The sequence below is a fragment of the Mixta calida genome (assembly GCF_002953215.1).
In the GTDB taxonomy this organism is placed as follows: Bacteria; Pseudomonadota; Gammaproteobacteria; order Enterobacterales; family Enterobacteriaceae; genus Mixta; species Mixta calida.
Window position 1 is genome coordinate 3113326 of record NZ_CP026378.1, and the last position, 15571, is coordinate 3128896.

At 60.0% G+C, this 15571-nt stretch carries 12 protein-coding genes and 3 pseudogenes; 2 read left to right on the forward strand and 13 right to left on the reverse strand.

Annotated elements, in window-relative coordinates; translation table 11 throughout:
- Positions 1-3: 3 nt before the first annotated feature.
- The 3 genes and pseudogenes from mepA to prmB form a co-directional block, all read right to left on the reverse strand.
- Positions 4-828, reverse strand: a complete 825-nt coding sequence (gene mepA / locus C2E16_RS14780; protein ID WP_038625000.1) for a penicillin-insensitive murein endopeptidase — start codon at positions 826-828, stop codon at positions 4-6.
- A 3-nt stretch (positions 829-831) separates the two neighbouring features.
- Positions 832-1917, reverse strand: coding sequence for a chorismate synthase (gene aroC, locus C2E16_RS14785; RefSeq protein WP_038624999.1), 1086 nt, complete (start codon positions 1915-1917; stop codon positions 832-834).
- A gap of 21 nt (positions 1918-1938) precedes the next feature.
- A pseudogene (gene prmB, locus C2E16_RS14790) lies at positions 1939-2870 on the reverse strand (50S ribosomal protein L3 N(5)-glutamine methyltransferase).
- Between the two features lie 165 nt (positions 2871-3035).
- Here prmB and smrB point away from each other — a divergent pair.
- A complete protein-coding gene (gene smrB / locus C2E16_RS14795; protein WP_038624998.1) occupies positions 3036-3584 on the forward strand; it encodes an endonuclease SmrB in 549 nt (182 codons plus the stop codon).
- Positions 3585-3596: 12 nt separating this feature from the next.
- Here the strand turns inward: smrB and sixA are convergent, their stop codons facing one another.
- The 4 genes and pseudogenes from sixA to C2E16_RS14815 all read right to left on the reverse strand — a co-directional run bounded on the left by sixA (position 3597) and on the right by C2E16_RS14815 (position 8220).
- Entirely contained in the window at positions 3597-4079 is a 483-nt protein-coding gene (gene sixA / locus C2E16_RS14800; RefSeq protein ID WP_038624997.1) for a phosphohistidine phosphatase SixA, read from the reverse strand.
- Positions 4080-4248: 169 nt separating this feature from the next.
- Positions 4249-6402: a fatty acid oxidation complex subunit alpha FadJ gene (fadJ, locus tag C2E16_RS14805; protein ID WP_084971211.1), complete on the reverse strand. Its 2154-nt coding sequence runs from the start codon at positions 6400-6402 to the stop codon at positions 4249-4251.
- Positions 6403-6406: 4 nt separating this feature from the next.
- Positions 6407-7716, reverse strand: a pseudogene (gene fadI, locus C2E16_RS14810) (acetyl-CoA C-acyltransferase FadI).
- A gap of 207 nt (positions 7717-7923) precedes the next feature.
- On the reverse strand, positions 7924-8220 hold the full coding sequence (locus tag C2E16_RS14815; RefSeq protein WP_038624994.1) for a YfcZ/YiiS family protein: 297 nt from the start codon (positions 8218-8220) through the stop codon (positions 7924-7926).
- 347 nt (positions 8221-8567) lie between these two features.
- Between C2E16_RS14815 and fadL the strand changes: the two genes are divergently transcribed.
- Positions 8568-9902: a long-chain fatty acid transporter FadL gene (fadL, locus tag C2E16_RS14820; RefSeq protein ID WP_038624993.1), complete on the forward strand. Its 1335-nt coding sequence runs from the start codon at positions 8568-8570 to the stop codon at positions 9900-9902.
- Positions 9903-10129: 227 nt separating this feature from the next.
- On the opposite strand, the gene mlaA is transcribed toward fadL, so the two are convergent.
- From mlaA to ccmE, 6 genes and pseudogenes are all read right to left on the reverse strand, one after another.
- On the reverse strand, positions 10130-10894 hold the full coding sequence (mlaA, locus tag C2E16_RS14825) for a phospholipid-binding lipoprotein MlaA (protein WP_038624992.1): 765 nt from the start codon (positions 10892-10894) through the stop codon (positions 10130-10132).
- Between the two features lie 35 nt (positions 10895-10929).
- On the reverse strand, positions 10930-12144 hold the full coding sequence (gene ccmI, locus C2E16_RS14830; RefSeq protein ID WP_038624990.1) for a c-type cytochrome biogenesis protein CcmI: 1215 nt from the start codon (positions 12142-12144) through the stop codon (positions 10930-10932).
- The gene (locus tag C2E16_RS14835) at positions 12141-12602 is read right to left on the reverse strand and encodes a cytochrome c-type biogenesis protein (protein WP_038624988.1); all 462 of its coding nucleotides are present in this window, start codon (positions 12600-12602) and stop codon (positions 12141-12143) included. Before C2E16_RS14835 ends, ccmI begins: the two co-directional genes overlap by 4 nt.
- Positions 12599-13156, reverse strand: a complete 558-nt coding sequence (locus C2E16_RS14840) for a DsbE family thiol:disulfide interchange protein (protein ID WP_038624986.1) — start codon at positions 13154-13156, stop codon at positions 12599-12601. Before C2E16_RS14840 ends, C2E16_RS14835 begins: the two co-directional genes overlap by 4 nt.
- Positions 13153-15107, reverse strand: a pseudogene (locus C2E16_RS14845) (heme lyase CcmF/NrfE family subunit). Before C2E16_RS14845 ends, C2E16_RS14840 begins: the two are co-directional and overlap by 4 nt.
- Positions 15104-15571 (reverse strand): cytochrome c maturation protein CcmE, encoded by a 468-nt coding sequence (gene ccmE / locus C2E16_RS14850; protein ID WP_038624981.1) that lies wholly within the window; start codon positions 15569-15571, stop codon positions 15104-15106. Before ccmE ends, C2E16_RS14845 begins: the two are co-directional and overlap by 4 nt.

Here is a 15571-nt window from a genome sequence, read left to right on the forward strand (position 1 = left end):
ATCCTAAAGTAGATGTTTATCCAGCAGCGCCTGACAGGATGGCGGCAGCGGCGGCGGTTCGCGTTTCACCGGCGATCCGCCGCCCGGTTTTTTCGGCAGGAACCAGCTTTCCAGCTCGGCGCCGCAGCCGTCGCCCGGCGGCGGCGGGGCCTGATCTTCACATTCCAGACTCTCCGGCGGACAGCGCAGGCGCACATGCATATGGGCGCGATGGCCGAACCACGGGCGCACTTTGCGCAGCCAGTCGCGATCGCTGCCGGCGTCGGCGCACAATTGCTTTTTGATCGCCGGATTGACGAAGATGCGCGTAACCTGCTCATCTTTCGCCGCCAGCTTGATCAGGCTGTCGATTTCCGGCTGCCAGTGGCGCGCCACGACGCGCTTGCCGTCGGCGCTGACCAGATCGAGCGGCTGCGGCTTCAGCAACATCTGCGGCGTCCAGCGCTTTTTCGGCAGCTGAAGCCAGATATCGACATCCAGCCCGCTCTGATGGCTGGCGTGGCCGCTGCTGAAGCGCCCGCCCGCCGCCATGCCCATATCGCCAATCAGCACCTGACCCAGCCCCAGGTTATGCACCTGCGTCGTCAGACGCTGAATAAACAGGATCAGATCGGGATGGCCGAAATAGCGACGCTGATCCTGACGCATCACCTGATAAGCCGGATTATTCAACGGCAGCGCTTCGGCGCCGACAATGCAGCCGTTAGCGAAAGCGCCAATCGCCTGCGGCGCCCCGGCGATGGGATGAGTGATGTTTTGCCACGGCGTCGCCGCCAGCGCCGGAGAACTCAGCAGCAGCGCGGCCAGCAGGGAGAGCGTTTTTCTCATACGTCACCAGCGTGGAATGGTGGTGGAAACGTCCGCGCACTGGGCGCGATGGCGCAGCAGATGATCCATCAGCACAATCGCCATCATCGCCTCGGCGATCGGCACCGCGCGGATCCCGACGCAGGGATCGTGACGGCCTTTGGTAATCATCTCCACCTCTTCGCCGTCGCGGGTGATGGTTTTTCCCGGCACGGTAATGCTGGAGGTGGGCTTCATCGCCAGGTGGGCGATCAGCGGCTGGCCGCTGCTGATGCCGCCGAGAATGCCGCCAGCGTGGTTGCTCTGAAAGCCGCTGGCGCGGATCTCATCACGATGCTGGCTGCCGCGCTGGTTAACCACCGCGAAGCCATCGCCGATTTCGATCCCTTTTACCGCGTTGATGCTCATCAGCGCGTGCGCCAGATCGGCGTCCAGACGATCGAACACCGGCTCGCCGAGGCCCACCGGCACATTTTCCGCGATAACCGTGACCTTCGCGCCGATAGAGTCGCCCTCTTTCTTCAGCGCGCGCATCAGCGCGTCCAGCGCCTCCAGCTTGTCGGGATCGGGGCAGAAAAACGGATTCTGTTCGACCTGATTCCAGTCTTTCAGCTCGCAGGCGACGTCGCCGATCTGCGCCAGATAGCCGCGTACCTGCACGCCGAATTTCATCTGCAGATATTTTTTGGCGATGGCGCCCGCCGCCACGCGCATCGCCGTTTCGCGCGCCGAGGAGCGGCCGCCGCCGCGGTAGTCGCGCACGCCATATTTTTGTTCGTAGGTGTAATCGGCATGGCCGGGACGAAACAGATCTTTGATGGCGCCGTAATCCTGCGAGCGCTGATCGGTGTTTTCAATCAGCAGCCCGATGCTGGTGCCGGTAGTGACGCCTTCAAACACGCCGGACAGAATGCGCACCCGATCCGGCTCGCGGCGTTGAGTGGTATAGCGCGAGGTGCCCGGACGGCGCCGGTCGAGATCGTGCTGCAAATCCGCTTCGGTGAGCGGCATGCCCGGCGGCACGCCGTCGACAATACAGCCCAGCGCAATGCCATGCGATTCACCAAAGGTGGTGACGCGAAAAATCTGTCCAATCGTGTTGCCTGCCATCTCGGCTCCGTTATTGTGCGATTAATCTTTGAAGTATTTGAAATGATGTTGTGCGTCGACAATTTGCTGACGGGTCAGCATAAATACGCCGTCGCCGCCGTTATCAAATTCCAGCCAGGTGAACGGCACGTCGGGGTATTGCTCGATCATATGCACCATACTGTTGCCGACTTCGCAAATCAGCACGCCCTCTTCCTGCAGGTAATCAGGCGCGCAGGCCAGAATGCGGCGCACCAGCTTCAGACCGTCGCTGCCCGCCGCCAGGCCAGTTCCGGCTCATGGCGATATTCACTCGGCAGGTCGTCCATATCATCCGCGTCGACGTAGGGCGGATTGGTGACGATCAGATCGTATTGCACCTTCGGCAGATCGCGGAACAGATCGGAGCGAATCGGAGTAACCTGATGAATCAGGCCATGCTCTTCAATGTTCTGCTCGGCAACCGCCAGCGCGTCGAGAGAAAGATCGACCGCGTCCACTTCCGCTTCCGGGAAGGCCCAGGCGCAGGCGATGGCGATGCAGGCGCTGCCGGTGCACATATCCAGGATGTGCCGCGGCGAGTCGTTCAGCAGTCCGGCGAAGCGGCTGTTGATCAGCTCGCCAATCGGCGAACGCGGCACCAGCACGCGTTCATCGACGTAGAACTCATGGCCGCAAAACCAGGCTTTGTTAGTGAGATAGGCAACCGGAATGCGCTCGTTGACGCGGCGAATCACGCGCTCGACGATACGGTGGCGCTCGCTGGAGGTCAGACGCGCATTGCGCATCTCTTCAGGAATATCCAGCGGCAGATAAAGGGTTGGCAAAACCAGCTGAACAGCTTCGTCCCAGGGATTATCCGTGCCGTGGCCATACCAGATATTGGCCGCCGCGAAACGGCTCACCGCCCAGCGCAGCATATCCTGAATGGTGTGCAGTTCATTGACTGCTTCATCGACGAAAATTTTGTCCACGTTGCCCTCCACAGGCCGTTCCGTAATTACGGCGGTTAGTTTGCCATGAAGCGGACGAGAATTCAGCGCAGCGACGTGAAAAAGCTGACTTTTGTTTACAATGCGGGTTATCGTAGCCCTCAGGCCACGCGGCCTGCGCCACTTAACTGAAAGAAATCAGGCATTATGAAGAAAAAAGAGCAGCTCAGCGCAGAAGATAAGGCGCTGTTTCGTCAGTTGATGACCGGCACCCGCAAACTGAAGCAGGATACGCTGGTGCATCAGCCGCCGCGCAAAAAAGCGCAGGTGTCGCTGAAGCGTCAGCTGTCGGAGCAGGCGGACAACAGTCACTACTTTTCCGATGAGTTCCAGCCGCTGCTGGCGGAGGATGGCCCGGTGCGCTATGTGCGCAGCGATGTCAGCCATTACGAGCTGAAGAAACTGCGGCGCGGCGACTACACGCCTGAAATATTTCTCGATCTGCACGGACTGACGCAGCAACAGGCCAAACAGGAGCTGGGCGCGCTGATCGCCGCCTGTCGACGCGAGCATATTTTTTGCGCCAGCGTGATGCACGGACACGGCAAACATATTCTTAAGCAGCAAACGCCGCTATGGCTGGCTCAGCATCCGTACGTAATGGCGTTTCATCAGGCGCCGAAAGCGTTTGGCGGCGATGCGGCCCTGCTGGTGCTGATCGAAGTGGAAGAGTGGCAGCCGCCAGAATTACCCTGACGGCCTGAGGCGTTACATCGCTTTGGCGAGCCTGGAAGGGCTGACCTGCCACTTTAAGGTACCTTCGCTTTTATCGGCGTCGAAATCGATGCAGGCAATCGCGGAAGTGGCGAACATCGGCGGCGGCTCTTGCGGACAGAGTTCCGACACCAGATAACCGACCAAAGGAAGGTGGGAGATGACCAGAACGGAGGCGACGCCCTCCTTCGCCAGCGCCTGAATATAGCAGGCGACCTGCGCCGGATCCCCGCCGGGCGTCAGCTCCGGCAGCACTTCCTGCTCCTGCGGCAGCCGCAGGGCTTCACGTACTGTGGCAAGTGTCTGCTCCGCCCGCAGATAGGGGCTGACCAGTACCCGTTCAATATCCAGTGTCTGGCTGTTAAGCCAGCTCGCCATCTGGCGTGATTCATCACAACCACAATGGGTCAAAGGCCGCACAGAATCACTGGCTGCCTCGAGTGCAGCGTCGCCGTGACGCATAATAAAAACTTGCATAAAGCACCGCTGTTGTTTAACAAAATCGTCGGATCATCAGGCTGCCCGACGCGTCATTCTGCGAATGAACGCTGTGTTGTAACCTAATGGCCTGAGTATAGTCAACCGATTGTTTAATAAACGAGCTATTGGCGGAACTTGCCACCGGGCGCGGCAAAAATCGTCTTTGCTAAGCCGCTGAATCATTATGGGTATTCGCATCGTCTGGAGAATTGTAAAAGTTCTCTCCCCGCTCGGCGCGTTGACGCAGCGCTTCACATGGCGCGAAGCGATCGCCATATTGATGCATCAGGTTGGCTAATGTGTTTACAACGTTAGCGGCGCCGAGGCTATCCATGTAACGGAAAGGTCCGCCGAGGAAAGGCGGAAAGCCGATGCCGAAAACCGCGCCAATATCGCCGTCGCGCGGACTGCGAATAATGCCCTCATCGAGACAGCGCGCCGCTTCGTTCAGCATTAACATTACACAGCGCTGGGCGATAAGCGCCCCGTCAAGCCGATGCTGCGGCTGGATATGCAGCAGCGAATAGAGAGTTTTATCGGGCCGTTTCGTTTTGCCGCGCCCATCGTAGCGGTAAAATCCGCGTCCATTTTTGCGCCCTTTGCGATTGTCCTCCAGCACGGCGGCGAACGCCTCCGGCGCGGCGAAGCGCGCTCCCCAGGCCTGCTCCAGAATCGGCAGAATTTTGGTGCCTGTGTCAATGCCGACCTCATCCAGCAGCTGCACCGGTCCCAGCGGAAAGCCGAATTTCACCAGCGCCCCGTCGATATTTTCCATCGGCTCGCCCTCCAGCAGACAGCGCATCGCCTCATTCATATAAGGCGCCAGAATGCGGTTGACGTAAAAGCCAGGGCGATCGGCCACCACGATCGGCGTTTTCCCCTGCCGTTTAGCCAGCGCCACCGTGGTAGCAATCGTCGTTTCTGAGGTGTGCTGATGCGGGATCACTTCGACCAGCATCATCTTATCCACCGGACTGAAGTAGTGCAGGCCGATCACCTGCTCTGGCCGCTGCGCCCGCGCGGCGATCTGCGCGATCGGCAACGAGGAGGTGTTAGAGGCGAAAAGGGTATGCGGCGCGCAGTGCTGCTCCACCTCCGCCACCATCTGCTGCTTAAGCGTCAAATCCTCAAACACTGCCTCAATCACCACGTCGCGCTGAGCAAAGCCGCTATAGTCGGTGGCGCCGGAAATCAGCGCCATCTGCCGCTGACGCGCGGCGGCCGTCATATGTCGACGCCTGACCTTTTTACTCAGCAGATCCCAGCTGTACTTCATCGCATGATTGATACCTTCCACGCTGATATCTTTAATCCGCACCGGCAGCCCCGCTTTGGTGGCGGTAACGGCGGCGATACCGCCGCCCATCAGCCCGCCGCCCAACACGCCAACCGAACGTAGCGGCAACGGCTGCGCAACGGCGCCGCGCTCTTTTTTCATGGCGGTAGTGGCGAAGAAGAGATGGCGCAGCGCGGCGGATTGCGGCGTCATGGTCAGCTCGCCAAAGGCGAGCGCCTCCGCCTCATGACCTGCGCGCATACCCTGCTCCAGGCCGATGCGCACCGCTTCGAGAATACGGCGCGTCGCCGGGTAGTTGCCGCGGGTTTTCGCTTCGCTTTGTCGCGCCGCCAGCTTAAACAGCACGGCGCGTCCTGCCGGCCCGTTCATCAACCGTTCGCGCAATGGCAGCGGACGGCGTTGGCCTTTGCCCTTTAGCGCCAGCGCCACCGCCGTTTCCAGCAGAATGGCGTGCGGCACCGCATCATCCACCAGCCCCAGCTTCAGCGCCTGCTTCGCCCGCAGGCTTTTACCGGTCAGAATCAGGTTCAGCGCCTGCGAGGCGCCAATCAGACGCGGCAGACGCTGCGTGCCGCCGCTGCCGGGCAGCAGGCCCAGCTGCACTTCCGGCAGCCCCAGCAGGGTTTTCTCATCCAGTGTACAGACGCGCCTGTCGCAGGCCAGCGCCAGCTCCAGGCCGCCGCCGAGACAAGGACCGTGAATGGCCGCCACGACCGTCACCGGCAGCGCGGCGATCTCCGACATAATGCGCTGCCCCTGCTCCGCCAGCTGGCGCGCCTCGTCGGCGCTGCGGCAGGCATCGATCATGCTGATATCCGCGCCGGCGATAAAGGAGTCAGGTTTGCCGGAGATAAACACCAGCCCGGCCAGCGCCTGATGCTGACGCGCCTCGGTAATCACCGCGCGGATCTGTTCAATAAACGCCGCGCGCAGCGTATTCATTTTTTCACCGGGGAGATCGATGGTGATGACGCCGACGTTGTCGCTGCGAACGTTAAACTGAAATGCAGATTGCTGTTCCATAACCTTATTCAACCTCCAGTACCATCGCCGCTCCCAGGCCGCCCGCCGCACAGGCGGTCACCAGCCCCAGCCCGCCGCCGCGACGGCGCAGTTCGTTCAGCGTTTGGGTAATCATGCGCGCGCCGGTAGCGGCGAAGGGATGCCCGTAGGCGATAGAGCCGCCAAGCACGTTAAATTTCTCTTCATCTACTTCGCCTAACGCCTGCGAACGATTCAGCATATCGCGGGCGAAGCGCTCGTCGCGGAACAGTTTCAGGTTCGTCAGCGTCTGCGCGGCGAACGCCTCGTGCATATCAATCAGCGTCAGGTCACGCAGCGCAATGCCCGCGCGATCCAGCGCCAGCGGCGTCGCATAGACCGGCCCAGCAGCATATCCTGCCAGACATCGGTGGCGGTAAAGGCGTAGCTGCGCAGATAGCCCAGCGGCGTGACGTCCAGTTCGCGCGCCCGCGATTCGGTCATCAGGATCACAGCGGCGGCGCCGTCGGTAAGCGGCGTGCTGTTGGCGGCCGTCACGCTGCCGTGGCGACGATCGAACGCGGGACGCAAACGGGCGTAATCGCTGAGAACGCTGTTTTCACGCACGTTGTTATCCTGACGGAAGGCGGCGCGCCACGGCGGCACCCAGGCGGTCATGACTTCATTATGTAAATGGCCTTCGCGCCACGCCTGGGCGGCGCGCTGATGGGATCGATGCGCCAGCGCATCCTGCTGTTCGCGGCTGATGCCGTGGCTTTTCGCCATCTGCTCGGCGGTGTCGCCCATGCGCAGGCCGGTAGAGTACTCCGCCACCGCGGGCGGCACCGGCAGCAGATCGCGCGGGCGCAGCGCGCTGAACAACTTGAGTTTTTTACCTAAGGTGCGCGCCTTGCTAAGATCGACCAACGTTCGGCCCAGCTTTTTGCTGACGCCGATCGGCAAAACGGAGGAGGAGTCGGCGCCGCCAGCGATGCCGGCACTGACGTTGCCTGCCAGCAGGCTTTCCGCCAGGCTGGCGACCGCCTGAAAGCTGGTAGCGCAGGCACGGCTGATGCTGTAAGCGTCGGTGCGGACGCTCAGTCCGCTGCTAAGGACGATTTCGCGCGCGATATTCGGCGCCTCCGGCATTTGTATCACCTGGCCGAACACCAGCTGTTCGATAATATCCACCGGAAGTTCGCTGCGGGCCATTAATTCGCTAACCACCATGCGCCCCAGCTCAATCGCCGGAATGCCGTGCAGCGCCGTCGCCTGGCGGGCGAAAGGCGTACGCAGCCCGTGGGTTATGGCGATGCGATCGCCCTGACGCGTCAGCAAAGGAAGCGCTCTGCTCATTATTCTCACCTGTTAACCGCGACCGCAGCATCATTGCCAAAGAGGTCAGACCTGGCCAGTGTTAACCAGTTTGTTACAAGGCGCCAGCGAGGGGCACGGAAAATGAGAGCGGCGGCACAGTTGCCGCTGGAGAAGGAAAAAGAGATGTTAGGGAAGGTAACATCAGGATAAGAGCGGCGCTGCGTTTTCAGCGCCGCGAGCGGGATTTTAGCGCAGGCCGAGCTGGAAAATCAGGGTCTCCGCCTGGCAGCTGAAGGTAAAATCAACATCCAGCTGCACGCCTTCCGCTACATCGGTAAAGCGTGGGGTAATTACGCACGGCTCTGACTCTACACCGTGCGCTTTTTCGGTCAACGTCGCCAGCATCGCTTCCGCCTGCTGGCGATCGCTAAACACACGGGACCAGGAGGCGGTGCAGTCGCTGTTATCCATCACGGTGCCGACATCCACACAGCAGCAGGCCGCGGTTTCATTCGCGCTGCATTTATTTAAAGCATCACTCATTTTTATCTCCCACTATTTCGCTTTAAACGATTAAACAGATTGCGGGCTATTTTACGCCTCCCCTTTGGCTGCCACGAAATAGTGTGAGGACTATCACTAACATTATTGATCTGGCGCAGGAATAACGCGGCTATTCAGGCAGCGACGCGGCAAATTTGCTACGTGGATCTTATTTCATGGATCATATTTGAAATATTTAAAAAACAATATTGCAACATATACACAGGTCAGACCTATACTGTGCGCACTGGTCTGATTTGTGCGTTGTATTTCAGCCCCTACAATCCCCGATCCCTTGTTACTTCATGTAACATAATTTATAAAAATCACATAATGAGGTTGTGGTCATGAACCATAAAAACCTGTGTGCAAAGTCAGCTTTGGCGGCGGCAGTGGCAATTGCTTCCTCAAATCTTTACGCAGCGGGCTTCCAGCTCAATGAGTTCTCCTCGGTTGGTTTGGGCCGCGCCTATTCCGGCGAAGGCGCCATGGGCGATACGGCAGCTTCCGCCAGTCGTAATCCGGCGACGATGGCATTAATGGATCGCCCCATGTTTTCCATCGGCGCGGTATTTATCGATCCCGATGTGAATATTGACGGCGACAGCGGCTCCGGCAACAGCCTGAAGGCTGACAATATTGCGCCGACGCAGTGGGTACCCAACATTCATTATGTGCAGCCGATTAACGATCAATGGTGGATCGGCGCTTCCGCCACCACCAATTACGGTCTGGCTACCGAATTTAATAATAACTACGCGGGCGGCGCCTACGGCGGCAAAACCGACCTGATAACCTCCAACCTGAATTTAAGCACCGCCTGGCGCATGAACCAGCACTTCAGCTTCGGCGTGGGCTTTGACGCGGTTTACGCGCGCGCCAAGATTGAACGCTATCTGGGTGAATATGGCGGCGTGCTGCCTGCCTATGGTCTGCCTGCCGCGCCTGCGGACACGCAAATCGCGCATCTGAAAGGCGACGAGTGGGGCTTTGGCTGGAATGCCGGCATTCTGTATGAGGTGGATGAAAACAACCGCTTCGGCTTTACCTATCGTTCTGAAGTGAAGATCGACTTTGACGGCGATTATAAGAGCTCGATTCCATCACAGGCGAACCCTATCACCGGTCTGATTGGCCTGCCTTACGGCACCAACGGCAACACCATTCCAGGCGCGCTGACGCTGAACCTGCCGGAGATGTGGGAAGTCTCCGGCTATCATAAGGTCGCGCCGCAGTGGGCGGTTCACTACAGCCTGGCCTATACCAGCTGGAGTCAGTTCCAGGAGCTGAAAGCGACCGGCAGCAACGGACAGCAGCTGTTCTATAAAGATGAAAGCTATAAAGACGCTTACCGCATCGCGCTGGGCACCACTTACTTTTACGATCAAAACTGGACCTTCCGCGCCGGTATCGCCTTTGATGACAGCCCGGTTCCGGCTGACAAACGTTCTATCTCCATTCCCGATCAGGATCGCCTGTGGCTGAGCGCCGGCGCCTCTTACGCCTTTAACGATAACGCCTCGGTGGACGTCGGCGTATCCTGGATGCACGGCCAGAAAGTGACGGTGCGCGAAGGGGTAGACCCGGTCGCTACCGCGCGTAACGGCGCTGTGACGCCCTATGAGTTCAATTCGGAAGGCAAAGCCTGGCTCTACGGCGCCAACTTTAACTACCGTTTCTGATGGCGCGGTTGAAAGCAAAAAAGGCGGGAGATTCCCGCCTTAAAAACAGGTCCGGCGCCTGCGCAGAGCGTCCGGGCCGATCGTAAAGACGCCAGTGCGTCATCCATGACGGCTCGGCCCGCGCCTTCCCTGGCGCGGGACGCTTTACTCTTCTGCCCGGACGCCCTGCGCTTTGAGTTCGGTGCCACATAAAAAAGGCGGGAATCTCCCGCCTTTTTTCTTGCCGCTTATTCCGCGGCGTCAATATCGTCCAGATCGCCCTCAATCGCCTGCGCGTTGGGGTTCTCCTGCGGCTTCAGCTTGCCGCCGTTCGCCAGAAAATCGTGGCGCTGGAAATAGGCGTTACGTACAAAGGCGTAAGGGTCGTTGGAGCTGCGCAGAATCGCGTCGGAATCCAGCAGCTGCGCGCGCGTTTCCACGCCCTCCAGCGCCCATTTACCAGCGGTCAGCGGCCAGCTCAGCCAGCTCAGCACCGGATAGAGCGTATCCAGATAGTCGCCGCCATCTTCGCGCGGCGTAAAGCTGCCGTAGCCGGGCAGCACCACATACGGACCGTAGCCGACGCCCCAGGTGCCGAGCGTGCCGCCAAAGCGCGGTGGCTCCTCACGCGCCAGCTTGTCGTTCGCCATGCCCGCCACGTCGATAAAACCGCCCAGGCCCAGCACGGTATTCAGGAAGAAGCGGTTAAAGTGGATCATGCCGCGATAGGGATCGCCACGCAGGAAGGAGTTCACCATCGCTGCGGGCTCATTCAGGTTGCCAAGAAAATTACTGACGCCGGTACGCGCGGGAACCGGCACATAGTCCCGCCACGCCACCGCTACCGGACGCAACACATACGGATCCAGCACGTTATAGTTGAAGTCAAACATCGTGCGGTTAAAACCTTCCAGCGGATCGGAACGCCCCTGCGGTTCGTTATTATCGTGAGAGCTGGCGCAGCCCACTAACAAAACGCTTGCCAGCGCCAACCCCGTCAGGCGGTAGTTCATAATCTTCTCCCTGTATTGATTGAGTGCGTACCGCTTCAGGGCTGCTGTTGATTGATTTCAACAGTAAGATGCTGATGACCATCAAAAGGCGTTAACGCGCTTTCGCCAAACCAGTCGCCGGTTTGCGGAGCGGCGCTGCCGTCACGCGCGATACGCACGCGCACCTTCACCTGATGCTGCGCCGAAAGCAGGCGTTCCGGCATCATGGCGTTACTGTCATCCAGCGTCAGCGATAGCGGAAAATGACTCAGCGGCAGTCTCTTCACTGCCACCGGAACCGGTGAAACACCGTCAGAAACAGAAATATACAACACTCCGCCCTGCGGTAACATTTTTTCTACCTTCGATCCCAGCGTCACGTTCAGCGTCAACTGACTGGTTTGCAGCCCGGCGGAAGCCTTCGCCTGCTCAATATCGCGCCTTACCTGTGCGATACGCGCATCGTTTGGCGGCAGCAGCGTCAGCATCGTTTGCCAAACGCCGATCGCCTTCTCGTACTGTTGCTGCTCAAAGGCATTAAATGCCGACAGGCTAAGTATGCGCACATTATCCGGTTCCTGCTTTAACATCGCATCCAGCAGCGCCTGCGCCTCACGATTGTCCTGCGCGTCGCTGGAGCGCGTAAGCACTTCCGCGTAGTTGAGTTTGATTTCACTGTTGTTCGGCGCCAGCTGCAGGGCGCGCTGAAACGCCTGAATCGCCGTATCGCGATTATTCAGCACCATGCCGATGCGGCCCAGCATCAGCCAGTCATGCAATCCGCCATCGTGCTGTTGCAGCGAAGTGCGCAGCCCCAGCCCCAGACGCGCCAGCTCCTCCAGCGTCAGCGGCTTCGCCTGCGGGTCCAGCAGGCGCGCGCGCAACGCCGGATACTCATTCTCTACCTGTTTCCAGGCGATCAGTCCCGGCAGACCGCCGGTTTTCAGATAACAGCCAAGGCTCACCAGCACCAGCAGCAGCGCCCCCGGCAGCAGCACCCAGCGGCTCAGCGGGCGCGCGGGCGCATCGTCAGACGCGGCGGGAATATCGCTCAGCAGCGTTTGTTGCAGCTCCTGCACCATCGGCTGACGCGCGTCGATAACGCCCTGCGCCTCATCCTGTTCCAGCTCCGCCAGACGCTGCTGGTAAAACACTTTGTTCAGCGCGTCCCGGTCGAGCGCCGCTGAACGATCGCTGCGCCAGCCCGCTGCCAGAAACAGCAGCAGCGCCGCCGCCAGCAGCGCGGTCAATACTATCCAGAAAAGAGTCATTCAGATTTCCTGTCGCTTTCCAGCAGCGCCGCCAGACGCTTTTGCTCCGCCTCGTCCAACCGCTCGATCTCCGGCGGCAGACGACGGCTGCGTAAAAATATTACCAGGCCGCCGGCCACGATAAACAGCAGCGGACCGGCCCACAGGATCAGCGTCGAGGGGATTACCGGCGGCTGATAGGTCACAAAATTACCGTAGCGCGCCACCATATATTGCGTAATCTGCTTCCCGCTCTGCCCCTGCTTCAACAGCTGATAGACCTTCAGACGCATATCGGCGGCGATCATGGCGTTGGAGTCGGCGATGCTGTTGTTCTGGCACTTAGGGCAGCGCAGCGAGGCGGTCAGCTCGCGATATTGCTGCTCCTGCTCTGCGGAGTCGAACTGCCAGGTCTCAATGGTCGCCAGCGCGCTCAGGCTGAACAGCAGCCCCGCCAGCAGAAGGATCAACGCTCTCATTTTTCCGCCTCCCTACTGTATTTTTCCCACAGCGGCCGCACTTCCTGCTGCCAGACGCGCGCGTTGAGATCGCCCGCATGGCGATAGCGGATAATGCCCTTACCGTCGATCAAAAAGGTTTCCGGCGCGCCGTACACGCCCAGATCGAGGCCGAGCATGCCGCTGCCGTCATACAGGCTGAGCGCGTAAGGATTGCCCAGCGTATTGAGCCAGTTAATCGCTTTTGCGCGATCGTCTTTGTAATTGAGACCGACCACGCGCACGCCCTGCTCCGCCAGCGTATTAAGATACTGATGTTCGGCGCGGCAGGTAGGACACCAGGTGGCCCAGACGTTCAGCAGCAGCGGCTTGCCGTCCGCCAGCACCGACTGATCCCATGTTTTACCCGGCGTATCCAGCGCCTCCAGCGTAAACAGCGGCACCGGTTTGCCGATCAGCGCCGACTCCAGCCGCGTGGGATCGTCGCCATCGGCGTTGCGCGACAGCTGCCACATCAGCGCGACCGCCAGCAGCAGAAACAGCACCAGCGGAATATAGAGGATCTTCTTATTCATACCAGCTCCCGTTGCGCCTTTTTACGGCTGCGATAACGCGGGTCGAGCAGACAGAGCAGGCCGCCGAACGCCATAAACAGGCCGCCGTACCATATCCAGCGCACAAAAGGTTTGTAATAAATCCGCACCGCCCAGGCGCCGCCGTCCAGTTCTTCGCCGAGCGCCGCATAGAGATCGCGCGTCAGGCCGCCGTCGATGGCCGCCTCGGTCATCATGCTACGCGCCACGCTGTAGTAGCGCTTTTCCGCCCGCAGCGTCGCTTCCGGCCTGCCGTCGCGCGTCACATCGATAATCGCCGCGCCGCCGCTGTAGTTGGGGCCATTCACGGCGCGCACGTCGCGGAAGACAAAGTGGTAACGGTGAATATCGACGCTGTCACCCGCTTTCATGCGCACGTCGCGCTCGACGCTGTAGTTCTGACTGAAAGCGATGCCGATTACCGTCACAGCAACACCCAGATGGCCGAACACCATGCCCCAGTGACTACGAGACAGGCGCGTCAGGCCGCGCAGCAGGCTGTGACGATGGGTGGCGCGCTCGTGCAGCTCCAGCAGCGTCAGCATAATGACCCACAGCGCCATCATCAGCCCGACTGCCGTCATCGCCTCGATGCGGTCCTGCATCAGCCACGGCAGCAGCAGCGACAGTAGCAGCGTCGCCAGCAGCGCCAGCGCCAGCCGTTTCCAGAGTTTCTGCGGCTCGTCGCGGCGCCAGCGCACCAGCGGCCCTATGCCCAGCAGCAGCGCGAACGGCGCCATCAGCGCGCTGAACATGGTGTTAAAGAAAGGTTCGCCAATGGAAATGGTGCCCAACCCCAGCTGTTTATGCACCAGCGGCAGCAGCGTGCCCAACAGCACCACCAGCATGCCGGCAATCAGCAGGACATTGTTGCCGAGCAAAAAGGATTCGCGCGACCAAAAATCATTCTGCACCCGGCTGCGCACCCGTCCGCCTTTGACTGCATAAAGCAGCAGCGAGCTGCCGATCACAATCACCAGGAAAGCGAGAATAAACATGCCGCGCGCCGGATCGGAGGCGAAGGCATGCACCGAGACCAGCACGCCGGAACGCACCAGGAAGGTGCCGAGCAAGCTGAGCGAAAAGGCGGTGATCGCCAGCAGCACCGTCCAGGCTTTAAAGGTGCCGCGCTTTTCCGTCACCGCCAGCGAGTGAATCAGCGCGGTGCCCGCCAGCCACGGCATAAAGGAGGCGTTCTCCACCGGGTCCCAGAACCACCAGCCTCCCCAGCCGAGCTCATAATAGGCCCAGGCGGAACCCAGTACGATGCCAACGGTGAGAAACAGCCAGGCCGCGATGGTCCAGGGGCGTGACCAGCGCGCCCAGGCGGTGTCCAGCCGTCCCGCCATCAGCGAGGCGATGGCGAAGGCGAAGGCGACAGAAAAGCCGACATAACCCATATAAAGCAGCGGCGGATGGAAGATCAGCCCGATATCCTGCAACATCGGATTCAGATCGTGCCCGTCAATGGGATAAGCGGGCAGCGTGCGGGTAAAAGGGTTGGAGGTGAAAATAATAAACAGCAGAAAGCCGAAGTTGATCATCCCCATTACCGCCAGCACGCGCGCCACCGCATCCTGCGGCATGCCGCGACTGAAGATCGCCACTGCCAGCGTCCAGCCGCTGAGCATCAAAACCCACAGCAGCAGCGAACCTTCATGCGCCCCCAGGTGGCGGCGATGCGGTAGTAGATCGGCAGCTGGCTGTTAGCGTTGCTGACCACGTAAGCCACGGTAAAATCGTTAACGATAAAGGCGTGCACCAGTACGCCAAAGCTGCCCGCCACGCAAAGAAACAGCCCAACGGCAAGCGGACGCGCCAGTCCGGTGAGACGGCTGTCCTGCCGCGCCGCGCCCCACAGCGGATAAACGCTGAGCAGTAGCGCTAACGCCAGTCCAAGGCAGAGCAGATAGTGTCCGATTTCCGGCATCATGAGCGATTGCCCTCGCTGTGCCGATGATTTTGCTTCATCGCGTCGGCGATCTCCGGCGGCGTATATTTCTCATCATGCTTCGCCAGCACCTCCTTCGCCCGGATCAGGTTGCCCGCCTGAAGCTCGCCCTGCGCCACGACGCCCTGCCCTTCGCGGAACAGATCGGGCAGGATGCCCTCATAGCTGACATTGACCACCCCGTTAGCGTCATAGAGTTTAAAAGAGACCTGTAACGTTTTTTCATCACGCTTCACGCTGCCAGGCATCACCATGCCGCCGACGCGCAGCCGCTGTCCCGGCTCCGGTTTGGCATGCTCTTCGCCCTTGCCGTAGAGAATTTCGCTGGGCGTATAGAAAAGATCGATATTGGAACGCAGCGCGTACATCACCAGCGCGGTCGCCAGGCTCAGCCCAACCAGGATCGCCACGACCACGTAGAGGCGGTTTTTACGACGGGTATTCAC

Excerpts from the sequence above, each read along its gene's own strand:
- mepA (WP_038625000.1), bottom strand. The coding sequence starts at position 828 with ATGAGAAAAACGCTCTCCCTGCTGGCCGCGCTGCTGCTGAGTTCTCCG.
- aroC (WP_038624999.1), bottom strand. The coding sequence starts at position 1,917 with ATGGCAGGCAACACGATTGGACAGATTTTTCGCGTCACCACCTTTGGT.
- smrB (WP_038624998.1), top strand. The coding sequence starts at position 3,036 with ATGAAGAAAAAAGAGCAGCTCAGCGCAGAAGATAAGGCGCTGTTTCGT.
- sixA (WP_038624997.1), bottom strand. The coding sequence starts at position 4,079 with ATGCAAGTTTTTATTATGCGTCACGGCGACGCTGCACTCGAGGCAGCC.
- fadJ (WP_084971211.1), bottom strand. The coding sequence starts at position 6,402 with ATGGAACAGCAATCTGCATTTCAGTTTAACGTTCGCAGCGACAACGTC.
- C2E16_RS14815 (WP_038624994.1), bottom strand. The coding sequence starts at position 8,220 with ATGAGTGATGCTTTAAATAAATGCAGCGCGAATGAAACCGCGGCCTGC.
- fadL (WP_038624993.1), top strand. The coding sequence starts at position 8,568 with ATGAACCATAAAAACCTGTGTGCAAAGTCAGCTTTGGCGGCGGCAGTG.
- mlaA (WP_038624992.1), bottom strand. The coding sequence starts at position 10,894 with ATGAACTACCGCCTGACGGGGTTGGCGCTGGCAAGCGTTTTGTTAGTG.
- ccmI (WP_038624990.1), bottom strand. The coding sequence starts at position 12,144 with ATGACTCTTTTCTGGATAGTATTGACCGCGCTGCTGGCGGCGGCGCTG.
- C2E16_RS14835 (WP_038624988.1), bottom strand. The coding sequence starts at position 12,602 with ATGAGAGCGTTGATCCTTCTGCTGGCGGGGCTGCTGTTCAGCCTGAGC.
- C2E16_RS14840 (WP_038624986.1), bottom strand. The coding sequence starts at position 13,156 with ATGAATAAGAAGATCCTCTATATTCCGCTGGTGCTGTTTCTGCTGCTG.